The organism is Paracoccus sp. SY (genome assembly GCF_002901215.1).
Taxonomy (GTDB): Bacteria; Pseudomonadota; Alphaproteobacteria; order Rhodobacterales; family Rhodobacteraceae; genus Paracoccus; species Paracoccus acridae.
Genome location: NZ_NWMQ01000008.1, coordinates 56,459 through 81,096, shown reverse-complemented (window position 1 = coordinate 81,096; position 24,638 = coordinate 56,459). Strand labels below are relative to the sequence as shown.

The following is a 24,638-nucleotide window of genomic DNA, read 5'->3' as shown; positions in this document are numbered from 1 at the left end:
CCAGTGTCGCCGACAAGCGAAGATGTGGCCGATCCATCGGATGCACGGCACTGTCGCAGACACCACAAGACCCTATCACCAGACATCAGGGACATGCGCCGACGATCCCGACACGGGTTCCATCGACGCAGCCTAACATGCCGCGGCCGGTCTGCGAACTTCGCCAAATGGTCAGGTCAGGGATTTCAGCCTTCGGCGCGGGACTGGCGCTTGCGCTCGTGCGGGTCCAGATAGCGCTTGCGCAGGCGGATGTTCTTGGGCGTGACCTCGACCAGCTCGTCGTCGTTGATATAGGCGATGGCCTCTTCCAGCGACATGCGGACCGGGGGCGTCAGGCGAACGGCCTCGTCGGTGCCGGATGCACGGACGTTGGTCAGCTTCTTGCCCTTCAGCGGGTTCACTTCCAGGTCGTTGTCGCGCGAGTGTTCGCCGATGATCATGCCGGTATAAAGCTGTTCCTGCGCGCCGATGAACATCTTGCCGCGCTCTTCCAGGTTCCACAGGGCATAGGCGACGCTGACGCCGTTCTCCATCGAGATCAGCACCCCTTGGCGGCGGCCCTGGATCTGGCCCTTGTAGGGGGTCCAGCCGTGGAAGATACGGTTCAGGACGCCGTTGCCGCGCGTGTCGGTCATGAATTCGCCATGGTACCCGATCAGCCCGCGCGAGGGCACATGGGCCACGATCCGTGTCTTGCCCACGCCTGCCGGGCGCATGTCCACCATGTCGCCCTTGCGATCGCCCGTCAGCTTTTCGATGACGACGCCGGTATAGTCGTCGTCCACGTCGATGATGACTTCCTCGACCGGTTCAAGCCGCTGGCCGTCTTCCTCGCGGAAGATCACGCGGGGGCGGCTGATCGACAGTTCGAATCCTTCGCGGCGCATGTTCTCGATCAGCACGCCCATCTGCAATTCGCCGCGCCCCGAGACGATGAAGGCGTCGCCGCCCGGCGTATCCTCGACCTTGATGGCGACGTTGACCTCGGCCTCGCGCATCAGGCGTTCGCGGATCACGCGGGATTGGACCTTCTTGCCGTCCTGTCCGGCCAGCGGGCTGTCGTTGATGCCGAAGGTCACGCTGATGGTGGGGGGGTCGATGGGCTGGGCGGGCAGGGCGGTGTCCATCTCAAGCGCGCAGATGGTGTCGGCGACCGTGGCCTTGGACATGCCGGCCAGCGTGACGATGTCGCCGGCCTGCGCCTCGTCGATGGGGGTCTGGGTCAGGCCGCGGAAGGCCAGCACCTTGCTGATGCGGAACTGTTCGATCCGTTCGCCGTCGCGCGACAGGGCCTTGACGGTGTCGCCCGCCTTGGCGCGCCCAGCCTCGACCCGGCCGGTCAGAAGGCGGCCCAGGAAGGGGTCGGCCGACAGCGTGGTCGCCAGCATCTGGAAGGGCTCGGCCACGCGCGTGATCTGCTTGGGCGGTTGGACATGCGACAGGATCAGGTCGAACAGCGCCGACATGTCCTTGCGCGGACCGTCCAGCGTGTCGTCCGCCCAACCGCCGATGCCGCTGGCATAGACATGCGGGAAATCCAGCTGTTCGTCATTCGCGCCCAGGTTGGCAAACAGGTCGAAGACATCGTTCAGCGCGTTGTCGGGTTCGGCTGCGGGCTTGTCCACCTTGTTCAGCACGACGATGGGGCGCAGACCAAGCGCTAGCGCCTTCGAGGTCACGAACTTCGTCTGCGGCATCGGGCCTTCGGCGGCATCGACCAGCAGGCAGACGCCATCGACCATGGACAGGATCCGTTCCACCTCGCCACCGAAATCGGCGTGGCCGGGCGTGTCCACGATGTTGATGCGCGTGCCCTTCCATTCGACCGACGTGGCCTTGGCAAGGATGGTGATGCCGCGTTCGCGTTCGATGTCGTTGCTGTCCATCACCCGTTCGGCGACGGCCTGGTTTTCGCGGAACGACCCGGACTGGCGCAACAGCTGGTCGACCAGCGTCGTCTTGCCGTGGTCAACGTGAGCGATGATGGCGATGTTGCGGATATCCATGGGCGACCTTTTCAATTTGCGGCCGCCCTACAGAAAAGTCGCCCGAAAGACCAGACGCAATCGCGGCGCCCGCTGGCGCCGCGCGCCGGGCCTCAGCGCAATCCCAGGAAGGACAGGATGAACAGGACGACGACGACCAGGCCGACGATGTAGATGATCGAGTTCATGGCAACGGCTCCTTTGTGTTGACTGCCATGCCTGTATCCTTGAGTGGATGCGGCCGGGCCTGTGCCCCCTTGGGCGATCGAACCTTTAACGGTTTGATCTGCATCGGGTTCCATCGTCAAGGCCGACCGTTTCAGGTCCGTGGCAACCAGCCCAGACCCTGCGCGGTCAAGGCGCGGGGATTGTATTCCGCGCTGACCCAGCCCTTGTAGCCCGATTGATCCAGGGCGGCGAAAAAGCCCGGATAGTCGATCATCCCGCCCGTCGGTTCGTGACGTCCGGGAACGCCCGCGATCTGGACATGGCGGACGATGCCCGCATGCCTGCGCCAGACTTCCATCGCGTCCCCGGTGATCAACTGGGCATGATAGCTGTCGAATTGCAGCCCCAGATTCGGGGCACCGACCTGGGCGATGATTTCCGCCGCCAAGTCGAAGTCCGCCAGGAAATAGCCGGGCTGGTCCATGGGGTTCAGCGGCTCGATCATCAGGCTGACATGGGGGGCACGATCCGCCGCCCAGGCCAGGTTGCGCGTGAATGTCGCGCGTGCGTCCGGGCCTTCGGCGTAACCCGCCATGATGTGGACATGCCGCGCCCGCAGCGCCTCGGCAAAGCGCAGCGCGCGGTCGAAGTCGCTGCGGAACCGATCCTCGCGCCCCGGTTCGGCGGCGAAACCGCGCGGCCCGCCCGCCCAGTTGGGCGGCGGCGTGTTCATCAGCACGAATTCCAGCCCCGCCGCTATGGCTGCGCGCGACAGGTCGCGGGCGGGGATGTCATAGGGGAACAGGATCTCGACCCCCTGGAAGCCTGCATCCGCGGCGGCCGCGAATCGCTCCAGCATGGGCAGTTCGGTGAACAGCATCGTCAGGTTGGCGGCGAAGCGGGGCATCAGGGTTCCAGCGGAAAGAACACGCCGCCCGACCGGATGCCCGCGCGGCCCGCATCCTCGATTGCGGCGGCGGCAAGGCGATAGAAGGTCTTGCGGTCGATCAGGGCTTCCAGCCCGGCGCGCACATGGACATAGGGGCGCGGCGCGTCGGGGGTGCCGCGCAGGGTGATCGGGTTGTCCGGCCCGGCCGTGACACTGTCGCCCACATTCGTGGTGAACGTCACCGCATCGGGCAGGATATCGGCGTCGATGGCCACGAAAGGCGCGTCCACCACGCGGATGCCCACCTTTTCGACGGGCGTCACCAGGAAGAATTTGTCCCCTTCCCGTTTCAGGATCGTCGAGAAAAGCCGGACCATGGCAGGACGGCCAATGGGCGTGCCCTGATAGAACCAGCTGCCGTCGGCGCGGATCTCCATGTCCAGGTCGCCGCAGAAGGGCGGGTTCCACAGATGCACCGGCGGCAGGCCCCCCTTGGCCGCCTTGCTGGCCGCTGCGGCGATGCCTTCGGCGCTCACAGCTTTGTCACCGCGATCTGCCATTCTCTGTAGTCGCCTTTCCGATATCCTCTTATGGTTCGTGTAAAGCAGCGAAGGGACGTTGTCATGGCTTCGGATGAGAATCTGGTTACGCGGGTCGAGCAGCTTGGGCAAAGCCTTGCCGATGCCCGCGCCAGCATCGAGCGCCGCTTCGTGGGCCAGCATCAGGTGGTCGAACAGGTGCTGGCGGCGATCCTGTCGGGCGGGCACGCGCTTCTGGTGGGCCAGCCGGGCCTGGGCAAGACCATGCTGGTCGATACGCTGTCCACCGTCATGGGCCTGGGCAGCCAGCGGATCCAGTTCACCCCCGACCTGATGCCCGCCGACATCCTGGGGTCCGAGGTTCTGGACGTGCTGCCAGACGGTTCCCGCGCCTTCCGCTTCATCGAAGGCCCGGTCTTCACCCAGCTTCTGATGGCGGACGAGATCAACCGGGCGTCCCCCCGCACCCAATCTGCCCTGCTGCAGGCCATGCAGGAACGAGAGGTCACGATCAGCGGCCAGCACCGGCCCCTTGGCCGCCCATTCCATGTCCTTGCCACCCAGAACCCGATCGAACAGGAAGGCACCTATCCACTGCCCGAGGCGCAGTTGGACCGCTTCCTGTTGCAGATCGACGTGGACTATCCCGACCGCGACACCGAACGCGCGATCCTGCTGGCCACCACCGGGGTCGAGGATGGCCGCGCCCATGCCGCCTTCGACGCCGAGGGGCTGATCGACGCGCAGCGCCTGGTCCGCCAGATGCCCGTGGGCGAGGGCGTGGTCGAGGCGATCCTGGATCTGGTCCGCGCCTGCCGTCCGGGCGGGGCCGAGGCGGCCGGGTTCATCGGCGACACCCTGATCTGGGGACCGGGGCCCCGCGCGGCGCAGGCCCTGATGCTGGTGACGCGCGCCCGGGCGGTGCTGAACGGCCGCTTTGCCCCCACGCTCGAGGATGTGGAGGCGATGGCCGCGCCCGTCCTGCGCCACCGCATGGCGCTGTCCTTCGCCGCCCGTGCGCGGGGCGAAACCGTGGACGGCGTGATCGGCCGTTTGCTGGACGACCGGTTCAGCGCGCGCCAGGCGGCATGAGGGCGTCTTGACACGAAGCCCCGTCGATCTTCGCGCCGCCACCCTCAGATCGGGGGCGCAATCGGCCAGCGGCCATCTGCCGGCGCTGATCCTGTCGGCGGAACGGCTTGCCGCGATGATCGCGCCGGGCGCCCATGGCCTGCGTCGCAGCGGTCCTGGGGAAGATTTCTGGCAATACCGTCCCGCCACCCAGGGCGATTCCGCCCGGTCCATCGACTGGCGCCGGTCGGCCCGGTCGGACGCCCAATTCGTCCGCGACCGAGAGGCGCAGACGGCGCAGGCGGTGGGCCTCTGGGTCTCGGCCGGGCAGGGCATGGGTTATGCGGGTGCGCCGGATCGGCCGACCAAGGCGGACCGGGCGCATCTTCTGGCCCTGGCGCTGGCGATGGTTCTTCTGCGCGGAGGAGAGAAGGTGGGCCTGCTGGGCCAGCCCGCCCGCGCGGGCCGGGTCCAGGCGGACCGGCTGGCCGAACGGATCGCCGCCTCCGTGCCGATCCCCGGCGACGACGACGCACCATCCCCCGACATGCTGCGCCCCAACCAGCGTCTGGTGATCCTGTCGGATTTCCTGACCGACACGGCTTGGGTCGATGCGCTGCTGGCCCGCGCGGCGGGCATCGGCGTCACCGGGGTCCTGATGCAGGTCCTGGACCCGGACGAGGAGGTCTTTCCCTATGCTGGCGCGGTGCTGTTCCGGTCCCTGTCGGGCGCCATCCGCCATGACAGCCGTGACGCGGGCGGGCTGCGCGATGCCTATCTGGCGCGGCTGGCTGAACGGCGCGACTGGCTGCGCCGCCGCGCGACCGAGGCGGGCTGGCAGTTCGGCCACCATTCCACCGGCAATGCCCCCGCCACGGCACTAAGCTGGCTTTATCAGGTGCTTGCCGACTGATGTTGATGCTGGGTCCCATAGGTTTCGCGGCCCCCTGGGTGCTGACCGCCCTGATCGCGCTGCCGGTGCTGTGGGTGATCCTGCGCGCCCTTCCGCCCGCGCCGCGCCAGGTGGCCTTTCCCGGCGTAGCGCTGTTGCGCGGGTTGCTGGACCGCGTGCCGGTCGCGCGGCGCACGCCCTGGTGGCTGCTGCTGCTGCGCCTGGCGGCGGTGGCCGCGATGATCCTGGCCTTCGCCGGACCAAGCTGGAAGCCGGCGGCGCCCGGCAATCAGACCGGCCCGCTGCTTGTGGTCCTTGACGCGGGCTGGTCCGCCGCGCCCGACTGGCCCGCCCGCGTGACGCGCGCCGAAGCGGCGCTGACGGACGCCGCGGCCCAGGGCCGACCCGCCGCCCTTCTGCTGGCCGACGGCCACCCCGCGCCCGGCGCGCTGCCCTTTGCCCCGGCCGATACGCTGCTGGCGGGCCTGCGCGCCGCGCAACCGGTGTCCTGGTCAACGGGGCTTCCCGAGGATCCCGGCGCGACCCTGGCGGCGGTGCCCGAGGGCCAGCTTTCCACCCTGTGGATCAGCGACGGGCTGGATCACCCGAACCGCGCCGCCTGGCTGGCGGCCCTGGCCGATCTTGGGCCGGTCTCGGTGGTGCCGCCCGCCCGCGCCCTGCGGTCGCTGTCGCTGCATGCGGGCGACACGCCGTCCCTGACGCTGTCCGCCACGGACGAATCCGCGCCCGCGATCATGGCCATCGGTCCCGATCCGCAGGGTGTCGAACGCGAACTGGCCCGTCTGACCCCCGGCGACGCGGCCACGGCTGACGGGATCAGCACCCGCCCCACGGCCATCGACCTGCCGCCCGAACTGCGCAACCGCATCACCCGCTTCCAGGTCGAGGGCGAGGCCCATGCCGGCGCCGTGGTCTTGGCCGACGACCGGGTGAAGCGCCGCAAGGTGGGCCTGGTGGGCGAGGCGGATCGCCAGGCCGAGGGGCAGCAGCTTCTGTCGCAACTGCATTATCTTCGCCGTGCGCTGACCCCCACGACCGATCTGGTTGAAGGGGGGCTTGGCGATGTCCTGAACACCGCCCCCGACGTGATCGTGCTGGCCGACCAGGTCGATCTGGCCGAAGCCGGCGATCTGGCCGGCTGGGTGGATGACGGCGGCTTGCTGATCCGCTTCGCAGGCCCGCGCATGGCCGCGTTCGAGGATTTGCAGGATGAACCCCTGATCCCCGTGGCCCTGCGCCAGGGCGGGCGCGACATCGGCGGGGCGCTGTCCTGGGGCGATCCGCGCGGCATCGCGCCCTTTGCCGCAGACGGGGTCTTTGCCGGTCTAACCCCGCCGGAGGATGTCGCGATCCGCGCGCAACTGATGGCGCAGCCCGCGCCCGAACTTGCCGAACGCACGCTGGCCGCCCTGTCGGACAACACGCCGCTGGTGACACGCGCCCGCATGGGGCAGGGGCAGGTGGTGCTGTTCCATGTCACCGCCAATGCCGAATGGTCGAACCTGCCGATTTCGGGCCTGTTCGTGGACATGCTGAACCGGCTGGTCCAGACCGCCCGCGTCTCGATGGCCGAGGAACAGGCGGACGACCGCGACCAGCCGTTCTGGACGCCGGAAACCGTGCTGGACGGCTTTGGCCGCGCCTCGCCCGCCGAAGGGTTGGCCCCGGTCGCGGCGGCCGACCTGACGCTGGGACCGGGGCCGGACCGCCCGGCGGGCATCTATGTCGCGGGCGAACGGCAGGTGGCGCTGAACGCGGGCGGCCCGCTGGTGCTGGCGCAATGGCCCGGCGCCACGGTCGAGGCTGCGGGCACGGCCACCGGCCGCGACCTGCGCGGCCCGCTTCTGGCGCTTGCGGCGCTGCTTCTGGCGCTGGATGCGCTGGGGTCGGCGGTGATCGCGCGCGGCGGGCGGGTGGCGGCGGCCATGGTGCTGGCCGTGATGATCCTGCCTGCGCCGCAGGCCCAGGCCCAGGCACAGACGCAGCCCCAGGTCCAGGCGCAGGACGTGAACCCGGAACTGGCCCGCGCCGCGAACGAGGTCGCGCTGGCCTATGTCGTGACCGGCGATGACCGGGTGGACAATGCCTCGCGGGAAGGGCTGCGCGGGCTGTCGATGGTGCTGGCGCAGCGCACCTCGGTCGAGCCGGGCCAGCCGGTCGCCATCGACCTGGACCAGGACGACCTGTCGGTCCTGACCTTTCTTTACTGGCCGATCACCGACACCCAGGCCTCTCCCTCGCCGCAGGCCTATGTCCGGCTGAACCATTTCCTGCGATCCGGCGGGATGATCCTGTTCGACACGCGCGACGGGGATGTCACCGGCGTCGGCGGGCCGGACATGTCGCAGGCGCTGCAAGCCCTTGCGGCGCCGCTGGAGGTGCCGCCCCTGTCGCCGGTCCCCGACGATCACGTCCTGACCCGCAGCTTCTATCTGCTGGCCGATTTCCCTGGCCGCTGGCAGGGCAACCCTGTCTGGCTGGAAGCGCCCCCGGCAGGCGCCCAGGCGGCCGAGGGCGTGCCCTTCCGCCAGTTGAACGACGGCGTCAGCCCCGTGGTGATCGGCGGCAATTCCTGGGCCGAGGCCTGGGCGGTCGATGAGAACGGCTATCCGACCTTTCCCATCGGCGGCGGCTGGGAGGGCGAGATGCAGCGGGAAATGGCCTTCAGGTTCGGCGTGAACCTGATCATGTATGTCCTTACCGGCAATTACAAATCCGACCAGGTCCATGTTCCCGCCCTGCTGGACCGGATGCGGACCGAGGAGATGCTTGGCCCATGACCCAGCTTCGCTTCGACCCGCTTCTGCCCTGGTGGGCGATCGCCGCGCTTGGCGTTCTTGCGCTGCTGGTGGCGGGCTTCGCGCTGTGGCGGGGCCTGCGCGGCTGGGCTTGGCGCGGGCTTGCCGGGCTTGCCGCCGCCCTAGCGCTTGCCGGACCCGCGCTGGAAATCGGCAGCCGCGCCGGGTTGTCCGATATCGTGATCCTGATCGACGACCGGTCGGCCAGCCAAGGCCTGCCGGAACGGACCGCGCAGGCCGATGCCGCCGTCGATGCCATGACCCGCCAGATCGCCGCGCTGCCCAATACCGAACTGCGCCGCGTGACGGTGGGCGACAATGACGACGGCACCCTTCTGGCCACGGAAATGGCCCGCGCCATCGCCGCCGAACCCGAAGCCCGGCTGGCCGGCGTGATCGCCGTCACCGACGGGCGGCTGCACGACCCGGCCATGCTGCCCGCGACCGCGCCCGCCCCGGTCCACGTCCTGCTGACCGGCAGGCCCCAGGATTGGGACCGCCGCCTGGTGATCGAGGAAGCCCCCGCCTTCGGCCTGATCGACCAGCAGGTGACGATCCGCCTGCGGATTGAGGACCAGGGCGCCGTCCCGCCCCAGGCGCAGACCGGATCCGTCAACCTGCGCCTGTCCCTGGATGGAGAGGACGAGCAGGTTCTGGCCGTTCCCTTGGGCCAGTCCATCACCCTGCCTTTGACGCTGGATCACGCGGGCCAGAACGTCGTGCAGGTCGGTTTCGACGCGCCCGAAGGGGACGAGCTGGCTGATCGCAACAACAGCGCCGCCATCACCATCAACGGCGTGCGCGACCGGCTGCGGGTGCTGCTGGTGTCGGGCGAGCCCCACGCGGGTGAACGCACCTGGCGCAACCTGCTGAAATCCGACGCGGCCGTGGACCTGATCCATTTCACCATCCTGCGCCCCCCCGACAAGTCGGACGGCGTGCCTGTCAACGAACTGTCGCTGATCGCCTTTCCGACCCAGGAATTGTTCATGGAACGGATCGGCGATTTCGACCTGATCATCTTCGACCGCTACAGCGTGCGGGGCATCCTTCCGCCGGACTATTACCTCAACATCGCCCAATATGTCGAAGACGGGGGCGCGATCCTGGTATCCGCCGGCCCCGAGATGGCCGGGGTGGAAAGCCTGTACCTGTCGCCCCTAGGCCGCATCCTGCCCGCGCGCCCCACGGGCCGGGTGTTGGAGGAACCGTTCCTTCCCCGCCTGACCGAAGAAGGGCAGCGCCATCCCGTCACCGCTGCCCTGCCGGGTTCGGGGGGTGAGGATCCGACATGGGGCCGCTGGCTGCGCATGGCGACGGTCCAGCCCGACCCCGAAGCGCAGGTGGCGATGACCGGCATCGACGGCGAACCCCTGCTGATCCTCGACCGCGTGGGCGAAGGGCGGGTGGCGCTTCTGACCTCGGACCAGGTATGGCTTTGGGGGCGCGGTTTCGAAGGCGGCGGGCCGCAGCTTGAACTGCTGCGCCGCATCGCCCATTGGTCGATGAAGGAACCCGAGCTTGAGGAGGAGGCCCTGCTGGCCGATGTCTCGGACGGGATGTCGGTGCGCTTCACCCGCCGCACCATGGCCGACAGCGCAGGCCCCCTGGTCGTGACCCGCCCCGATGGCCGGACCGAGGAAGTGCCGCTGTCCGAGGCCGGGCCGGGCCGCTTCACCGCCGACTGGACCGCGCCGGAACCGGGGCTGTACCGCCTGGCTGACGGCGACCTGCGCCGGGTGCTGGCGCTTGGTCCCGCCGCCCCGCGAGAGTTCGAGCAGACCGTGGCAAGCCCCGCCGCCCTGCAGCCGCTGATGACGGCGACCGGGGGTGGGGCCGTGGCGCTGTCGGACGGAATGCCCGACCTGCGCACGGTCGATCCCGGTCGCAGCGCGCATGGCAGCGCGGCGCTTGGCGACTGGATCGCGATCACGCCGCGCGACGCGGCTTCGATCACCGGGCTGGAACGCCGGCCCCTGCTGCCCGGCTGGGCCTGGCTGCTGCTGGTGTCGGGGCTGATCCTGACCGGCTGGCTGCGCGAGGGACGGCCCGGCAAGGCTGCGCCCATGGCCCCGACCATGCCGGGCTGACCGCTTGCCAAGTGGCAACCGCATTGCTAACCGGGATAAAACGTCCTGAAGGAACGCTCATGGCCGAAGAAACGCGCGCGCCCGCCCCTTATGCCGAGGCCGATCTGTCGCTGATCAAGCGCATCATTCCCCATCGCTATCCGTTCCTGTTCATCGACAAGGTGCGCGACATCGTCCCGCACGAAGGCGGCGTGGGCATCAAGATGGTGACCTGCAACGAGCCGCATTTCCAGGGCCACTTCCCGGGTGAACCCGTCATGCCCGGCGTCACCATCGTCGAGGCGATGGCCCAGACGTCCGCCGTGATCGTGGGCATCAGCATGAACATCATCGACAAGCCGCTGGCGACCTATTTCATGGGCATCGACAAGTGCAAGTTCCGTCGCATGGTCGTGCCCGGCGACGTGCTGGAACTGCATTGCAAGGCCCTGCGCGGCGGCGGCAAGATCTGGAAGTTCGAGGGCCGCGCCCTGGTGGACGGCCAGCTTTGCGCATCCGCCGAATTCACCGCCATGATGGCGCTGAAGGCCGATGGTTGACATTCATCCCACCGCCGTGATCGAGGACGGCGCGCAGATCGGCGCGGGCGTGCGGATCGGTCCCTTTTGCGTGGTCGGCCCCAAGGTCCGGCTGGCGGATGGGGTCGAGCTGAAATCCCACGTCGCCATCGCCGGGGACACCAGTATCGGGGCGGACACGGTGGTCTTCCCCTTCGCATCCATCGGCGAAGTGCCGCAGGACCTGAAGTTCAAGGGCGAGGATGTGCGGCTCGAGATCGGGGCGCGCAACCGGATCCGCGAATACGTCACCATGAATCCCGGCACCCAGGGCGGCGGCGGGGTGACCCGCGTGGGCGATGACGGGCTGTTCATGGCGGGCTGCCATGTGGGCCACGACTGCCAGTTGGGCGACCGGGTGATCCTGGTCAACAACGCATCCCTGGCGGGGCATTGCCACCTGGACGACGACGTGATCATCGGCGGGCTGTCGGGCGTGCATCAGTTCGTCCGCATCGGTCGCGGCGCGATGATCGGCGCGGTGACGATGGTGACGGCCGACGTGATCCCATACGGCCTCGTGCAGGGGCCGCGCGGGCATCTGGACGGGCTGAATCTGGTAGGGCTGAAGCGCCGGGGCGCCAGCCGGGCCGAGATCCACGAATTGCGAGAGATGCTGGACCGGCTGGGCGCAGGCAGCTTCCGTGACAGCGCCCGCCAGATGGCCGAGGCCGAGACGGGCGCGATGGTGCGCGACGTGCTGGACTTCATCCTGGGTCCATCGGACCGCAGCTTCCTGACCCCGAAACCCGCATGAGCCGGCCCGAATGACTCGAACCGCCGTCATCGCGGGCCAGGGCGCGCTTGCCCCCGCCGTCATCGCCGCGCTGGACGCCCCCCTGGTCTATGCGCTAGACGGCTTCGCGCCCGAAGGGGTCGAGGCACAGCCTTTCCGCCTGGAACGACTGGTGCCATTCCTGGACAGCCTCACCGATCAGGGGGTCGAACGCGTGGTCTTTGCCGGGGCGATCCGCCGCCCGCGCCTTGACCCCGAACTGTTCGACAACCGCACTGCCCAACTGGTGCCGCGGATCATGATGGCGATGCAGTCGGGCGACGATGGCGCGCTGCGCGCGGTCCTGGACGTGTTCGAGGAGCATGGGCTTTCCATCGTCTCGGTCGCCGAGGTCGCGCCCGACCTGATCCCCGGCGAAGGCGTCCTGGCAGGCGAACCGACCGCCGCCGACCGGCGCGATGCCGAACGGGCCGCGCTGATCCACGCGACGCTGGGACCGCTGGACGTTGGACAGGGCAATGTTGTGGCGCAGGGCCAGTGCCTTGCCATCGAAACCCTGCCGGGCACGCAGGCGATGCTGGAATTCGCCGGGCTTCATGCCGGGCTGCGGCCCAATCCAAAGGGGGCGAAAGGCGTGTTCTTCAAGGCGCCCAAGCCCGGCCAGGACATGCGCATCGACCTGCCGACGCTTGGCCCCGACAGCGTGACCCAGGCCGCCGCTGCAGGACTCGCAGGGATCGCCTGGCAGGCGGGCGGGGTGATCCTGCTGGACCGGGCAGAGGCCATCCGGCGCGCGGAAGCGGCTGGATTGTTTTTGTGGGCAATGCCGGGTTAGGGTATTTAGACAACGAAGAAATTGGCTTCTTCGTTGCATAAATACCCACAGGACATCAGCAACGGGGTGACTCGCATGAAGTTCTTCCTGATCGCTGGCGAGCCTTCGGGTGACCAGTTGGGCGCGGCGCTGATGGCCGGGCTGCGCGACCTGGTGCCGGATGCGGAATTTGTCGGCATCGGCGGAGAGGCGATGACGGCCCAAGGACTGACAAGCCTGTTTCCCATGCAGGAACTCAGCGTGATGGGCATCTGGGAGGTGTTGCCGAAATACCGTCACCTGAAGCGCCGCATCGTGGAAACCGCCGCGCGCATCGCGGCCGAGAACCCGGACGCGCTGATCGGCATCGACAGCCCGGATTTCTGCCTGCGCGTGGCCCGCGCGGCGCGGGCGCAGCGTCCCGGCCTGCGGGTGATCCATTACGTCGCGCCATCGGTCTGGGCCTGGCGGCCGGGACGCGCCTTGAAGATGGCCGAGGTGGTTGACCACGTCCTGGCGATCCTGCCCTTCGAGCCGCCGCTGATGCAGGCGGCCGGCATGACCTGCGACTTCGTGGGCCACCCGATCGCGACGGCCCAGGTCGCCGGTCCCGACGAGGCCGCGCTGTTCCGCGCGGGCCATGGCATCACGCCCGAAAGTCCCGTGGTCCTGTGCCTGCCAGGGTCGCGGGCGGGCGAAGTGGGACGTCTGCTGCCCCGCTTCGGAGAGGCGCTGAACGACCTGCGCCACCACGTCCCCGACATGCAGGTGGTTCTTCCGACGATGACCGGCGTCGTGGGACAGGTCCGGCATCTGACCGCGCAATGGCCGATCCGCCCCCTGATCGTCGAGGATGCGGACCAGAAGCGCGTGGCCTTCGCGGCGGCCGACCTGGCGCTGGCGGCATCGGGCACGGTCAGCCTGGATCTGGCGGCGAACCGGGTACCGATGGTGATCGGCTATGACATGGCACCGCTCAGCCGGATGCTGGTGGGAATGCTTCTGAAGACCGACACGGTGACGTTGGTCAACCTGGTCAGCGACACGCGCGCGGTGCCCGAATTCCTGGGGCGCGACTGCCAACCCGCGCCCATGGCGCAGGCGCTGCTGCGGTTGCTGAACGATCCGGCCGCCCGTCAGGCCCAGCTTGACGCGATGGACCTGACCATGGACCGGCTGGGCAAGGGGGGCGAGGCGCCGGGTCTGCGCGCCGCCCGTTCCGTGCTGGGCGCGATCAAAGGACCGCGGTGACGATCACCTCGACCTTGTAGTCCGGCGTTGCCAGCTTCGCCTCGCCCGTGGCGCGGGCGGGGGTGTGGCCCTGGGGCGCCCACTGGTCCCAGACGGCGTTCATCTCGGCGAAATCGGCCATGTCGGCCAGCCAGATCTGGGCGGATACGATGCGGGTCTTGTTGGTCCCCGCCTCGGCCAAGAGGCGGTCCACCTGTTCCAGCACCACGCGGGTCTGGTCGGCCACGGATGCGCCGGGCTCGCCCACTTGGCCCGCCAGCCAGACGATGCCGTTGGCGATGACCGCCTGGCTCATGCGCGGGCCGGTTTCGATACGCTTGATGTCGCTCATGTTCATGCTCCTTGGATGAGACGCCAGAAAAAGATCGCGGTCATGCCGAAGCCCACCACGGCGATCAGCAGGCGCAGCATGTCGCGCGGGATCATGCGGGCCACGGGCGCGCCGGCATAGCCGCCCGCGATGGTGCCCACCGCCATCAGCGCCGCCGGTCCCCAGGCCACCGCGCCGCCCGCCGCGAAGATCGCGAAGGCGATCAGCGACAGCGCGAAGGACAGCCAGCATTTCAGACCGTTCATCGCGTGCAGGTCGGTCATGCCCCACATCGCGAAGACCGCCAGAAGGATGATGCCAAGCCCGCCGTTGAAATAGCCGCCATAGACCGCGACCGGCAGCAGGATGCCCAGGCCGAAGGGCTTGACCACCGACCGCCATCGCGAGGCCATGCGCCGCACGTCGTCGGCGCGATAGAAGACAAGGGTCGCGGCCAGCAGCAGGAAGGGCACCAGGATCGAGAATGCCTCGTTCGAACTGACCAGCAGCAGCCCGCTGCCGATGGCGCCGCCGATCATCGTCCAGATCGTCAGCTTGGCGAAGGGCGCGTCCTGGATGCGGCGGATGTCGCCGCGAAAGGCGATGGCTGCCGACAGATAGCCGGGCAGGGCGGCGATGGTGCTGGTGGCGTTGGCGACGACCGGCGGGATGCCCACGAAGACAAGCGCGGGAAAGGTGATGAACGTGCCGCCGCCGGCGACGGCGTTCAGCATCCCGCCGAAAAACGCGGCGACGAACAGAAGCAGGGCTTCCAGCATGGCAATCCTTCGATCAGGGGCGAAGGACGCATGTCCTTGGCGGTGGCCGGGATTCGGATCGGACGCGACGCTAGCCGCAGGGTTGCAAGGGCACAAGGCCATGCGCTCGTGACCGGTTTTTCGGCGGGGTGATCACCCTGCGGGCGGGCGTGCTTGTGGCATGTTAGCGACCTAAACCCCCGATGAAATGTCGCAAATGGTGTTGCGCGACCACTGGCCGGAGGCTTAACGTGCAGATGCGCTGAACAACGAGAACCAGAAACAGGGAGAGCGCCTTTTGCTGGACACGACCCGCGGCGATGCCTTCGTCGCCTTTGAACATGTGCAAAAAAGCTATGACGGCCAGACTCTTGTGGTCAAGGACCTGAACCTTTCGATCGGCAAGGGAGAGTTCCTGACCATGCTGGGTCCGTCGGGATCGGGCAAGACCACCTGCCTGATGATGCTGGCGGGGTTCGAGACCGCGACCCATGGCGAGATCCGCCTGGCGGGCCGGCCGATCAACCAGGTGCCCCCGCACAAGCGCGGCATCGGCATGGTGTTCCAGAACTATGCCCTGTTCCCGCACATGACGGTCGGCGAGAACCTGTCCTTCCCGCTGGAAGTGCGCGGCATGTCGAAATCCGAACGCGACACCCGCATTACCCGCGCCTTGGACATGGTGCAGATGGGCAAGTTCGCCAACCGCCGTCCCGCCCAGCTGTCTGGCGGCCAGCAGCAGCGCATCGCGCTGGCCCGCGCGCTGGTCTTCGACCCCGAACTGGTGCTGATGGACGAACCCCTGGGGGCCTTGGACAAGCAGTTGCGCGAACACATGCAGTTCGAGATCAAGCACCTGCACGAACGCCTTGGAATCACCTGCGTCTATGTCACCCATGACCAGGGCGAGGCGCTGACCATGTCGGACCGGGTGGCGGTCTTCAACGACGGGCGCATCCAGCAGCTTGCCGCGCCCGCCGATCTTTATGAACGCCCCGAGAACAGCTTCGTGGCCCAGTTCATCGGCGAGAACAACAAGCTGCCCGGCGTGATCGAGGATCTGTCGGGCGACAAGGCCCTGGTCCGCCTGAAGACGGGAGAGCTGATCGACGCCACCCCCGTCAACGTGCGCGAGAAGGGCCAGCAGACGCTGGTGTCGATCCGCCCCGAACGGGTCGAGTTCAAGCCCGAGATGATGCCCCCCGGCGCCCACATGATCGGCGCCGAGGTCTGCGAGGTGATCTATATGGGCGACATCCTGCGCGCCCGCCTGAAGGTCGCGGGCAGCGCGGATTTCGTCATGAAGATGCGCAACACCATCGGCCAGACCCGGCTGGAACCCGGCCAGCAGATCAAGATCGGCTGGCATCCCGCCGACGCCCGCGCCCTCGACCCGGTCTGACCGGCGCCCCCGGGGCCACGAATGACGGCGAATGCCGCATGTCCTTGCAGTTGGAGTGATAGATGAAAAAGACGCTTGCCTTGACTACCGCGCTTGGCCTGATCGGCTTTCCTGCGCTGGCCGAAGTGAACCTGCTGTCCTGGGGCGGGGCCTATGGCAACAGCCACCTGGAAGCCTATGCCAAGCCCTTCGAGGCGGAAACCGGCATCAAGGTGAACATGGCGGATGCCGACAACCCCGCCACCCCCATCAAGGCGATGGTCGAGGCGGGCAATGTCACCACCGACGTGGCCTCGGTCGAATATGCCGATGCGGTGCGCCTGTGCGACGAAGGCCTGCTTGAGGAAATCGACCCGGCGATCCTGGTCGCGGCCGAGGACGGCACCGCCGCCACCGACGACTTCATCGAAGGCGCGATCACCGATTGCTTTGTCGCCACCGACGTCTATTCGATGGTCCTGGCCTTTGACGACAGCAAGTTCCCCGACGCCAAGCCCGCCACCCCGGCGGATTTCTTCGATCTTGAGAAGTTCCCCGGCAAGCGCACCATGCGCAAGGGCGCCAAGTTCAACCTGGAACTGGCGCTGATGGCCGATGGCGTCCCCGCGAACGAAGTCTATGACGTGCTCGCGACGCCCGAAGGCGTGGACCGCGCCTTTGCCAAGCTGGACACCATCAAGAACCAGGTCATCTGGTGGGAAGCGGGCGCCCAGCCGCCGCAGCTTCTGGCCGATGGCGAAGTCAACATGGCTTATGCCTTCAACGGCCGGATCTTCAACGCCGCCCAGGGCGAGGGCAAGCCCTTCCAGATCATCTGGGACGGCCAGATCTATGAGATGGAAGGCTGGGTGATCCCGAAAGGGGCCAACAACCTGGAAGACGCCAAGAAGTTCGTGGCCTGGACGACCTCGCCCGCGCCGCAGGCCCGTGCGGCCGAGTTCATCAGCTATGGCCCGCCGCGCAAATCCGCCGCGGCCCTGGTCGGAAACATCGAGGGTACCGATCAGCCGATGGGTCCGCACCTGCCCACGACCGAGGAAAACCTGACCAACGCCCTGGCGTCGAACCTGGAATTCTGGGTCGATCGTGACGCCGAGTTGAACGAACGCTTCAACAGCTGGCTTGCAAGCTGAACGGATCGGGGCGGGCAGAACGCCCGCCCCAGCCCCGCCGGGGCCAAGAACAAGGGCAATGGCCCATTCATCAACGGGAGTTCAAGAACGTGAAAACCACTCTGGTTCTATCCACCGCCCTTGCGGGCATGGCCTTCGCGGCGACCGCGCAAGAGGTCAATGTCGTCTCCTGGGGCGGCGCCTACGAGGTCAGCCAGGTCGAGGCCTATAACAAGCCCTTCACCCAGGCGACCGGCATCAAGGCCAACATGATCGCCGCCGACGACCCAGCCACGCCTCTCAAGGCGCAGGTCGAGGCCGGCAACGTCACCGGCGATGTCTTCGACCTGGCGATGGCCGATGCGATCCGCCTGTGCGATGAAGGCGCGCTGATGGAATTCGATCCCGCCGACCTGCCCGCAGGTGCCGACGGCACCCCGGCGGCCGAGGATTTCGTCGAAGGTTCGCTGTCCGATTGTGCCGTGGGCAACATCGTCTGGGGAACGGTGATCGGCTATGACAAGACCAAGTTCGAGGGCGAGGCGCCCCAGACTGTCGCCGACTTCTTCGACACCGAGAAATTCCCAGGCAAGCGCGGCCTGCCCAAGTCGCCCAAGCGCACGCTGTATCTGGCGCTGATCGCCGACGGCGTGGCCGCCGACGAGGTTTACGACGTGCTGGGAACGCCCGAGGGCGTGGACCGCGCCTTTGCCAAGCTGGACACGATCAAGAACGACGTGATCTGGTGGGAGGCAGGCGCCCAGCCGATGCAGTTGCTGGCGGACGGAGAGGTGGTGATGACCACCGTCTATAACGGCCGGATCTTCGATGCGATGGTCGGCGAGGGCAAGCCCTTCGACGTGATCTGGGACGGGCAGTACCTGGAAATCAACGCCTTCGTCGTGCCCAAGGACGCGCCCAATCCCGAAGCCGCGGTGGAGTATGTCAAGTTCGCGACCGGCACCCAGCCGCTGGCGGATCAGGCGAAATACATCGCCTATGGCCCGGCGCGCCAGTCGTCGGCCCCGCTGGTCGGGATGTATCAGGACGGCACGACCGAAATGGCGCCGCATATGCCGACCGAACCCGACCACCTGACATCCGCCGTGGTGGACAATCCGGAATTCTGGGCCGACCACGATGCCGAGATGACCGAACGGTTCAACAGCTGGCTGGCCGGTTCCTGACCGGACGCGACCGCAACTCCGAAGGTTTAGGACAGAGCTGACCATGACCAGACAACTGATTGCAGGAACGGCACTGGCGCTGATCGCCGGGGTCGCGGCCCAGGCACAGGATGCGCCGATCAACATCACCACCTATGGCGGTGCCTTCGGGGCGGCCGTGAACGAGGCTTTCGCCAAGCCCTTCACGGCCGAAACCGGCATCCAGACGACGATGGTGGACAATGACAACCCCCCGGCCACGCTGAAGGCGCAGGTCGAGGCCGGCAACATCACCAGCGACGTCTTTGACGTCGAGCAGTCGGACGTCCTGCGTCTGTGCGACGAGGGGCTGATCGAGCCGATCGACCCCGCGTTGCTGCCCGCTGCCGCTGACGGCACCCCTGCGACCGAGGATTATCTGCCCCAGGCGCTGCACGAATGTGCGACGGCGATCATGGTGTGGTCCACGGTCATCGCCTATAACACCGAGGCCTTCCCGGACGGTGCGCCGACGACCGCCGCGGATTTCTTCGACATCCAGAAGTTCCCCGGCAAGCGCGGCATCATCAAGCGTCCGAAATACGCGCTGGAATTCGCCTTGCTGGGCGACGGCGTGCCGGCGGAGCAGGTTTACGAGGTCCTTGGCACCCCCGAAGGCGTGGACCGCGCCTTCGCCAAGCTGGACAGCATCAAGGACCAGGTCGTCTGGTGGGAGGCGGGCGCCCAGGCGCCGCAGCTTCTGGCCGACAAGGAAGTGTCGATGACGCTGGCCTATAACGGCCGGATCTTCGACGCCATCGTGGAAGAAAACAGGCCCTTCGCCTTTGTCTGGGACGGGGCGAACCTGGACATGGACTATTGGGTGGTGCCGATGGGGGCGCCCAACAAGGACACGGCGATGAAGTTCATCGCCTTCGCCTCGGACCCGGCGCGGCAGGCGGACCTGTCGAAATACATCGCCTATGGTCCCCCGCGCCAGTCGGCCTCGGCCAGCGTCGGCACCTACAAGGACGGCACGACGGAAATGGCGCCCTATCTGCCCTCGACCCCCGAGAATGCCGCGCGTGCCCTGGTCAATGACGCAGGGTTCTGGGCCGATCATGACGCCGAACTGACCGAGCGGTTCAACAGCTGGCTGGCCGGGGCGTGACCTGACGATCGCTGCCGTCCCGCGAGACGCGGGGCGGCGGCCTTGATACAACCGAGGAATTCATGGCGAACGCTCTTGATCCGCACGCGGCCATTGCGACAACGGCTGGCGGTGTCACCGACGGCGCGCTGCGGACCGCCGACGGCAAGCCGCTTGCGCGCGCCCTGGCGCGGTCGCAATCGCTGGCCCGCCGCCGCGCCTTTCTGCTGGTGCTGCCGCTGCTGGCCTTCATCCTGATCACCTTCGTGGTGCCGATCGGGCAGATGCTGCAGCGATCCTTCTATAACGACGGCTTCTCGGCCAACATGCCGGCGCTGTCGCAATGGTTCGCCGACAATCCGCGCGGCACCGAACCCGACGAAGCCGCCTGGAGCGCCCTAGCCACGGACCTGCAAGCCGCCGCCGAGGCGCGGACCATCGGCGTCGTCGGTACGCGGATCAACTATGACGTGCCGGGAACGCGGTCGCTGTTCACCTCGACCGGGCGCCAGGTGCGGCGCGGGATCGAGCCGCCCTATCAGGCGGCCCTGCTGGAGATCGACGAGAAATGGGGCAATCCCGCCCTGTGGTCCGCCATGCGAGAGGCGTCCAGCCCCGTGACCGGCAACTTCTATCTGGCCGCCGTGGACCGCAAGCGGGACGAGACCGGCAGCATCACCCAGGTCGAGGAACGCCAGCAGGTCTATGTGATGCTGTTCATGCGCACCTTCTGGCTGTCGCTGCTGATTACCGCGATCACCTTCGTGCTGGGTTTTCCCATCGCGCATCTTCTGGCGACCCTGCCGATGCGCAAGTCGAACCTGCTGATGATCCTGGTGCTGCTGCCCTTCTGGACCTCGCTTCTGGTCAGGACGACAAGCTGGATGGTGCTGCTGCAACAGCAGGGCGTGATCAACGACATCCTGGTCTGGCTGGGGGTGATCGGGGCCGGGCAGCGGCTGCAGATGATCTATAACCAGACCGGCACGATCATCGCCATGACCCATATCCTGCTGCCTTTCATGATCCTGCCGCTGTATTCCGTGATGCGCACGATCAACCCGTCCTATGTCCGCGCCGCGCGCAGCTTGGGCGCGACAAGCTGGACCGCCTTCCGCCGCGTCTATTTCCCGCAGACTCTGCCGGGGCTGGGGGCGGGGGCGCTTCTGGTGTTCATCCTGGCCGTCGGCTATTACATCACGCCCGCGCTTGTCGGCGGATCGTCGGGCCAGCTGATTTCCAACATGATCGCGATGCACATGACCGACACGCTGAACTGGTCGATGGCGGCGGCGCTGGCCGCGCTGCTGCTGGCCTCGGTCCTGCTGCTTTACTGGGTGTATGACCGGATGGTCGGCATCGACAACCTGAAGCTGGGGTGATCCATGGCCGTTCCGACCTATGCAAGCCCGCTGGAGCGCATCTGGCATTACGCCTATCTGGTGATCTGCGGGCTGATCTTCTTCTTCCTGATCGCGCCGATCGTGGTGATCATCCCGCTGTCCTTCAACGCCGAGCCCTATTTCACCTTCACGGAACGGATGCGGTCCTTCGATCCTGAAGGATACAGCCTGCGCTGGTATCGCAGCCTGCTGACCTTCGGGATGCAGAACCCGGATGCGACCGGCTGGGCATTCTGGTCGGATGCCTGGCAGAACGCGAACTGGGTGAAGGCCGCGAAGAACTCGATCATCATCGGCGTCTTCTCGACCCTGGTGGCGACGGTTCTGGGCACGCTGGCCGCCCTTGGCCTGTCGCGCCCCGAGATGCCGTTCCGCCGGGCGATCATGGCGATCCTGATCTCTCCCATGATCGTGCCGCTGATCATCACGGCGACGGGGATGTTCTTCTTCTATTCGAACCCCTGCGAACTGCTGGGCGTCTTCGGCCTGCCCACCAATTGCGGGCGGCTGGCGGGCACCTATGTCGGCGTGATCCTGGCCCATGCGACGCTGGGCATTCCCTTCGTGATCATCACCGTGACCGCGACGCTGGTGGGGTTCGATCAGTCGCTGAACCGGGCGGCGGCATCGCTGGGGGCCAGTCCGCGCACCACCTTTTTCCGCGTGACCATGCCGTTGATCCTGCCCGGCGTGATCTCGGGCGCGCTGTTCGCCTTTGTGACCAGCTTTGACGAGGTGGTGGCGGTGCTGTTCATCGCAGGGCCGGAACAGCAGACCATCCCGCGCCAGATGTGGAACGGCATCCGCGAGCAGATCAGCCCTGCCATCCTGGCCGTGGCGACGCTGCTGGTGATCTTTTCCATCGCGCTGCTGACCACGGTGGAGTTGTTGCGCCGGCGGTCGGAACGGATCCGGGGCGTGACGCCACGGTGAAGCCTGGGGGCTTCGCGCCCCCAGACCCCCGCGGGGTATTTGGGCAAGGAAGAAGTCCTAGGGCAGGATCGCCAGCCACATCCAGATCGACAGGACCGAGACGGCCGTGCCGACAAGGACCGTCGTGGCGGCGACCCGCTTGGCGGCGCCATAAAGATTGGCGAAAAGATAGGCGTTCACGCCCGGCGCCATGGCGGCGGTCATCACCGCCGACCGCAGGCCCGCGTCGTCCAGGCCGGTGATCCGGGCCAAGGCATAGGCGATGCCCGGATGGACCAGCAGCGAACAGGCGCAGCACATGGCGATGGCGCCCATGTCCCCTTCGGGGCGATAGCGGTAGAGAACGCCGCCCAGGCCGAACAGCGCGGCGGGCAGGGCGGCGTCGGCGATCATCTGGACCGCGGCCCAGAAGCCCTCGGGCATCACCAGTCCCGCCTGTTGCAGCACGTTCATGGTCATGCCCGCCATGATGCCGATCACCAGGGGCGTGCGCAGAACGCCCGTCATGGCGCGCAGGGCGACGCGGCCCATCGACAGGCCGCTGCCATGGGCGCGCGTGAACTCCATGAAGGTGATGCCGAAGGTATAAAGCAGCGGCGAATGGATCGCGATGATCGCCCAGTTGCCCGACAGGGAGTCCGGCCCATAGGCGCGTTCCATGATCGGGATGCCCAGCAGCAGGCTGTTAGAGAACAGGCAGACAAAGCCGATCGCCACGCAATCCATGGGCGGGCGGTTGAACAGGTATCGCGCCCCCGCCCAGCCGATGAAGAAGCTGGAAAAGGCACCGATATAGAAGGGAAGCAGCACGGCCGGGCGGAACTCGGCCCCCAGGTCCAGGCGCGACATGGACAAGAACAGCAGCGTGGGCGCGGCGAAGTTCTGGGCGAAGACCATCAGGCCATCGACCGCGCTTTCGCGGAAAAGGCCGCGCCAGGCCACGACATAACCGAAGCCCACGATCAGGAAGACCGGGACGATGATGGTGAACAGCGCGCTCATAGCGCGGCGGGGTGGTCGGGGGTATCCGCCGTGGCCTCGATCACCATGCCGTCGAAGGCGGGCTGGATGTGGTCGGGCGTCGTCGCCGCGACAGTGGCATAGTCCATGTCGATATGCATGTTCGTCAGCACCCCGCGCGGGCATTCGGACCGGGCGATCCAGTCCAGCGCCTGGGCCAGATGCGCATGGCTGGGATGGGGCTGCGGGCGCAGGGCGTCGCAGACAAAGACCTCGGCCCCGTGGATCAGCGGCCAGGCGTCGGGGGGAATGTCCGACACGTCAGGCAGATAGACGATGCCGCCGATGCGCAGCCCCAGGGCGGTGATTTCGCCATGCTGGACGCGGAAGGGGATCAGCGTGACCGGGCCGCCGGGACCGTTCACGGTGATCGGCCCGTTGATCAGGTGCAGGTCGCAGATCGGCGTGTAATAGCTGCCGGGCGGGGTCTTGAAGATATAGCCGAAGCGGTCCAGCAACTGTTCCGAGGTGGGCATGTCGGCCCAGGCGGGGATCAGGCGGCCCGCGTTATAGGCCACCTGCCGCAGGTCGTCGATGCCGTGGATGTGGTCGGCATGGGCGTGGGTATAGACCACCGCATCCAGCGTTCCGACATTCGCGTCCAGCAGTTGCGGCACCAGGTCCGGGCCGGTGTCGATCAGCACCTGCGTTGTGCCATCGGGACCGGGGCGTTCCACCAGCAGCGAACAGCGGCGGCGGCGGTTCTTTGGCTCGGCCGGATCGCAGGCGCCCCAGCGGTTTCCCAGCCGGGGCACCCCGCCCGACGAGCCGCAGCCCAGGATCGTCGCCCGGATCATGCCGCGGCCTTCGAAAACAGCCGGTCAAAATTGGCCGAGGTCTGGGCTGCGAATTGCGGGTAATCCATGCCGAAGACCTCGGCCACCAGGGCTGCGGTCTTGGCGACATAGGCCGGTTCGTTGCGCTTGCCGCGATGCGGGGGCGGGGCAAGATAGGGGCTGTCGGTTTCCACCAGGATGCGGTCCACGGGCGCTGCGGCGAAGATCGCGCGCAGGTCGCCGGAACGCGGAAAGGCGGCGATCCCCGACATCGACAGGTAGAAGCCCAGACCCAGCGCCGTCTGCGCCAGGGCCGCGCCGGAGGTGAAGCAATGCATCACGCAGGAAAACGCGCCCGCGCGGTGTTCCTCGGTCAGGATGCGGGCCATGTCGTCGTCGGCATCGCGGGAATGGATGATCAGGGGCAGGCCGGTGCGGCGCGCGGCCTCGATATGCACCCTCAGGCTTTCCACCTGCACGGCGGCGCTTTCGGCGGTGTAGTGATAGTCGAGGCCGGTTTCGCCGATGCCCACGAATTTCGGATGGGCGGACAGGGCGACAAGCTGGTCCACCGTCGCCAGGGGTTCCTCGGCCGCGCTCATCGGGTGGGTGCCGGCGGCATAGAAGACGCCGTCAAAGCGTTCCGCCAGGGCGCGGACCTGAGGTTCCTGGCGCAGGCGGGTGCAGATCGTGACCATGCGCGTGACGCCTGCCGCGCGGGCGCGGTCGATCAGCGCGTCATGCTCACCCTCGAAATCGGGGAAATCCAGATGGCAATGGCTATCGACGATCGGCGTGGGGGATGCCGCTTGGGACAT

General features: G+C 67.3%; 23 protein-coding genes. 14 read left to right on the top strand and 9 right to left on the bottom strand.

Annotation, left to right across the window (positions count from 1 at the left end):
• Window positions 1-185: 185 nt before the first annotated feature.
• From typA to CK944_RS08955, 4 genes are all read right to left on the bottom strand, one after another.
• Complete coding sequence (gene typA, locus CK944_RS08970; RefSeq protein WP_103172722.1) at window positions 186-2,006, bottom strand: translational GTPase TypA; 1,821 nt, start codon at window positions 2,004-2,006, stop codon at window positions 186-188.
• Window positions 2,007-2,098: 92 nt separating this feature from the next.
• Entirely contained in the window at window positions 2,099-2,293 is a 195-nt protein-coding gene (locus CK944_RS08965; protein ID WP_146038628.1) for a hypothetical protein, read from the bottom strand.
• A gap of 11 nt (window positions 2,294-2,304) precedes the next feature.
• On the bottom strand, window positions 2,305-3,060 hold the full coding sequence (locus CK944_RS08960; protein WP_103172720.1) for a hydroxypyruvate isomerase family protein: 756 nt from the start codon (window positions 3,058-3,060) through the stop codon (window positions 2,305-2,307).
• Entirely contained in the window at window positions 3,060-3,602 is a 543-nt protein-coding gene (locus CK944_RS08955) for a DUF1285 domain-containing protein (protein WP_103172719.1), read from the bottom strand. Before CK944_RS08955 ends, CK944_RS08960 begins: the two co-directional genes overlap by 1 nt.
• A gap of 63 nt (window positions 3,603-3,665) precedes the next feature.
• On the opposite strand from CK944_RS08955, the gene CK944_RS08950 reads away from it, so the two are divergent.
• The 8 genes from CK944_RS08950 (at window position 3,666) to lpxB (ending at window position 13,811) form a co-directional block, all read left to right on the top strand.
• On the top strand, window positions 3,666-4,673 hold the full coding sequence (locus CK944_RS08950; protein WP_103172718.1) for a MoxR family ATPase: 1,008 nt from the start codon (window positions 3,666-3,668) through the stop codon (window positions 4,671-4,673).
• Between the two features lie 7 nt (window positions 4,674-4,680).
• On the top strand, window positions 4,681-5,565 hold the full coding sequence (locus tag CK944_RS08945; protein ID WP_239986014.1) for a DUF58 domain-containing protein: 885 nt from the start codon (window positions 4,681-4,683) through the stop codon (window positions 5,563-5,565).
• Window positions 5,565-8,345: a DUF4159 domain-containing protein gene (locus CK944_RS08940; protein ID WP_103172717.1), complete on the top strand. Its 2,781-nt coding sequence runs from the start codon at window positions 5,565-5,567 to the stop codon at window positions 8,343-8,345. Before CK944_RS08945 ends, CK944_RS08940 begins: the two co-directional genes overlap by 1 nt.
• The gene (locus tag CK944_RS08935; protein WP_103172716.1) at window positions 8,342-10,453 is read left to right on the top strand and encodes a hypothetical protein; all 2,112 of its coding nucleotides are present in this window, start codon (window positions 8,342-8,344) and stop codon (window positions 10,451-10,453) included. Before CK944_RS08940 ends, CK944_RS08935 begins: the two co-directional genes overlap by 4 nt.
• Before the next feature lie 59 nt (window positions 10,454-10,512).
• Window positions 10,513-10,992: a 3-hydroxyacyl-ACP dehydratase FabZ gene (gene fabZ / locus CK944_RS08930; RefSeq protein WP_103172715.1), complete on the top strand. Its 480-nt coding sequence runs from the start codon at window positions 10,513-10,515 to the stop codon at window positions 10,990-10,992.
• Window positions 10,985-11,767 carry an acyl-ACP--UDP-N-acetylglucosamine O-acyltransferase gene (lpxA, locus tag CK944_RS08925; RefSeq protein ID WP_103172714.1) on the top strand — a complete coding sequence of 261 codons (783 nt, stop codon included), beginning with the start codon at window positions 10,985-10,987 and terminating at the stop codon, window positions 11,765-11,767. The genes fabZ and lpxA overlap by 8 nt, the downstream gene beginning before the upstream one ends.
• A 10-nt stretch (window positions 11,768-11,777) precedes the next feature.
• The gene (locus CK944_RS08920) at window positions 11,778-12,581 is read left to right on the top strand and encodes an LpxI family protein (RefSeq protein ID WP_103172713.1); all 804 of its coding nucleotides are present in this window, start codon (window positions 11,778-11,780) and stop codon (window positions 12,579-12,581) included.
• Between the two features lie 75 nt (window positions 12,582-12,656).
• Complete coding sequence (gene lpxB, locus CK944_RS08915) at window positions 12,657-13,811, top strand: lipid-A-disaccharide synthase (protein WP_103172712.1); 1,155 nt, start codon at window positions 12,657-12,659, stop codon at window positions 13,809-13,811.
• Here lpxB and CK944_RS08910 read toward each other — a convergent pair.
• Window positions 13,795-14,142 carry a RidA family protein gene (locus CK944_RS08910; RefSeq protein ID WP_103172711.1) on the bottom strand — a complete coding sequence of 116 codons (348 nt, stop codon included), beginning with the start codon at window positions 14,140-14,142 and terminating at the stop codon, window positions 13,795-13,797. The two genes, lpxB and CK944_RS08910, sit on opposite strands and share 17 nt — an antisense overlap.
• 2 nt (window positions 14,143-14,144) lie before the next feature.
• Complete coding sequence (locus CK944_RS08905; RefSeq protein ID WP_103172710.1) at window positions 14,145-14,900, bottom strand: sulfite exporter TauE/SafE family protein; 756 nt, start codon at window positions 14,898-14,900, stop codon at window positions 14,145-14,147.
• A 277-nt stretch (window positions 14,901-15,177) separates the two neighbouring features.
• On the opposite strand from CK944_RS08905, the gene CK944_RS08900 reads away from it, so the two are divergent.
• The 6 genes from CK944_RS08900 to CK944_RS08875 all read left to right on the top strand — a co-directional run bounded on the left by CK944_RS08900 (window position 15,178) and on the right by CK944_RS08875 (window position 22,024).
• Complete coding sequence (locus CK944_RS08900; protein ID WP_103172709.1) at window positions 15,178-16,281, top strand: ABC transporter ATP-binding protein; 1,104 nt, start codon at window positions 15,178-15,180, stop codon at window positions 16,279-16,281.
• Between the two features lie 62 nt (window positions 16,282-16,343).
• Window positions 16,344-17,414, top strand: a complete 1,071-nt coding sequence (locus CK944_RS08895) for an ABC transporter substrate-binding protein (protein WP_103172708.1) — start codon at window positions 16,344-16,346, stop codon at window positions 17,412-17,414.
• 89 nt (window positions 17,415-17,503) lie between these two features.
• Window positions 17,504-18,580: an ABC transporter substrate-binding protein gene (locus tag CK944_RS08890; protein ID WP_103172707.1), complete on the top strand. Its 1,077-nt coding sequence runs from the start codon at window positions 17,504-17,506 to the stop codon at window positions 18,578-18,580.
• A gap of 43 nt (window positions 18,581-18,623) precedes the next feature.
• A complete protein-coding gene (locus tag CK944_RS08885) occupies window positions 18,624-19,709 on the top strand; it encodes an ABC transporter substrate-binding protein (protein WP_103172706.1) in 1,086 nt (361 codons plus the stop codon).
• A gap of 62 nt (window positions 19,710-19,771) precedes the next feature.
• Complete coding sequence (locus tag CK944_RS08880) at window positions 19,772-21,070, top strand: ABC transporter permease (RefSeq protein ID WP_103172705.1); 1,299 nt, start codon at window positions 19,772-19,774, stop codon at window positions 21,068-21,070.
• 3 nt (window positions 21,071-21,073) lie between these two features.
• Window positions 21,074-22,024, top strand: coding sequence for an ABC transporter permease (locus tag CK944_RS08875; RefSeq protein WP_103172704.1), 951 nt, complete (start codon window positions 21,074-21,076; stop codon window positions 22,022-22,024).
• 57 nt (window positions 22,025-22,081) lie between these two features.
• Here CK944_RS08875 and CK944_RS08870 read toward each other — a convergent pair whose 3' ends face one another.
• Genes CK944_RS08870 through CK944_RS08860 form a run of 3 tightly spaced genes read right to left on the bottom strand, consistent with a single transcriptional unit; the run spans window position 22,082 to window position 24,638 of the window.
• Window positions 22,082-23,026: an AEC family transporter gene (locus CK944_RS08870; protein WP_103172703.1), complete on the bottom strand. Its 945-nt coding sequence runs from the start codon at window positions 23,024-23,026 to the stop codon at window positions 22,082-22,084.
• Window positions 23,023-23,841: an MBL fold metallo-hydrolase gene (locus CK944_RS08865; RefSeq protein ID WP_103172702.1), complete on the bottom strand. Its 819-nt coding sequence runs from the start codon at window positions 23,839-23,841 to the stop codon at window positions 23,023-23,025. The genes CK944_RS08870 and CK944_RS08865 overlap by 4 nt, the downstream gene beginning before the upstream one ends.
• On the bottom strand, window positions 23,838-24,638 hold the full coding sequence (locus CK944_RS08860) for a TatD family hydrolase (protein ID WP_103172701.1): 801 nt from the start codon (window positions 24,636-24,638) through the stop codon (window positions 23,838-23,840). The genes CK944_RS08865 and CK944_RS08860 overlap by 4 nt, the downstream gene beginning before the upstream one ends.

Excerpts from the sequence above, each read along its gene's own strand:
- typA (WP_103172722.1), bottom strand. The coding sequence starts at position 2,006 with ATGGATATCCGCAACATCGCCATCATCGCTCACGTTGACCACGGCAAG.
- CK944_RS08960 (WP_103172720.1), bottom strand. The coding sequence starts at position 3,060 with ATGCCCCGCTTCGCCGCCAACCTGACGATGCTGTTCACCGAACTGCCC.
- CK944_RS08955 (WP_103172719.1), bottom strand. The coding sequence starts at position 3,602 with ATGGCAGATCGCGGTGACAAAGCTGTGAGCGCCGAAGGCATCGCCGCA.
- CK944_RS08950 (WP_103172718.1), top strand. The coding sequence starts at position 3,666 with ATGGCTTCGGATGAGAATCTGGTTACGCGGGTCGAGCAGCTTGGGCAA.
- CK944_RS08940 (WP_103172717.1), top strand. The coding sequence starts at position 5,565 with ATGTTGATGCTGGGTCCCATAGGTTTCGCGGCCCCCTGGGTGCTGACC.
- CK944_RS08935 (WP_103172716.1), top strand. The coding sequence starts at position 8,342 with ATGACCCAGCTTCGCTTCGACCCGCTTCTGCCCTGGTGGGCGATCGCC.
- fabZ (WP_103172715.1), top strand. The coding sequence starts at position 10,513 with ATGGCCGAAGAAACGCGCGCGCCCGCCCCTTATGCCGAGGCCGATCTG.
- lpxA (WP_103172714.1), top strand. The coding sequence starts at position 10,985 with ATGGTTGACATTCATCCCACCGCCGTGATCGAGGACGGCGCGCAGATC.
- CK944_RS08920 (WP_103172713.1), top strand. The coding sequence starts at position 11,778 with ATGACTCGAACCGCCGTCATCGCGGGCCAGGGCGCGCTTGCCCCCGCC.
- lpxB (WP_103172712.1), top strand. The coding sequence starts at position 12,657 with ATGAAGTTCTTCCTGATCGCTGGCGAGCCTTCGGGTGACCAGTTGGGC.
- CK944_RS08910 (WP_103172711.1), bottom strand. The coding sequence starts at position 14,142 with ATGAGCGACATCAAGCGTATCGAAACCGGCCCGCGCATGAGCCAGGCG.
- CK944_RS08905 (WP_103172710.1), bottom strand. The coding sequence starts at position 14,900 with ATGCTGGAAGCCCTGCTTCTGTTCGTCGCCGCGTTTTTCGGCGGGATG.
- CK944_RS08895 (WP_103172708.1), top strand. The coding sequence starts at position 16,344 with ATGAAAAAGACGCTTGCCTTGACTACCGCGCTTGGCCTGATCGGCTTT.
- CK944_RS08885 (WP_103172706.1), top strand. The coding sequence starts at position 18,624 with ATGACCAGACAACTGATTGCAGGAACGGCACTGGCGCTGATCGCCGGG.
- CK944_RS08880 (WP_103172705.1), top strand. The coding sequence starts at position 19,772 with ATGGCGAACGCTCTTGATCCGCACGCGGCCATTGCGACAACGGCTGGC.
- CK944_RS08875 (WP_103172704.1), top strand. The coding sequence starts at position 21,074 with ATGGCCGTTCCGACCTATGCAAGCCCGCTGGAGCGCATCTGGCATTAC.
- CK944_RS08870 (WP_103172703.1), bottom strand. The coding sequence starts at position 23,026 with ATGAGCGCGCTGTTCACCATCATCGTCCCGGTCTTCCTGATCGTGGGC.
- CK944_RS08865 (WP_103172702.1), bottom strand. The coding sequence starts at position 23,841 with ATGATCCGGGCGACGATCCTGGGCTGCGGCTCGTCGGGCGGGGTGCCC.
- CK944_RS08860 (WP_103172701.1), bottom strand. The coding sequence starts at position 24,638 with ATGTCCCAAGCGGCATCCCCCACGCCGATCGTCGATAGCCATTGCCAT.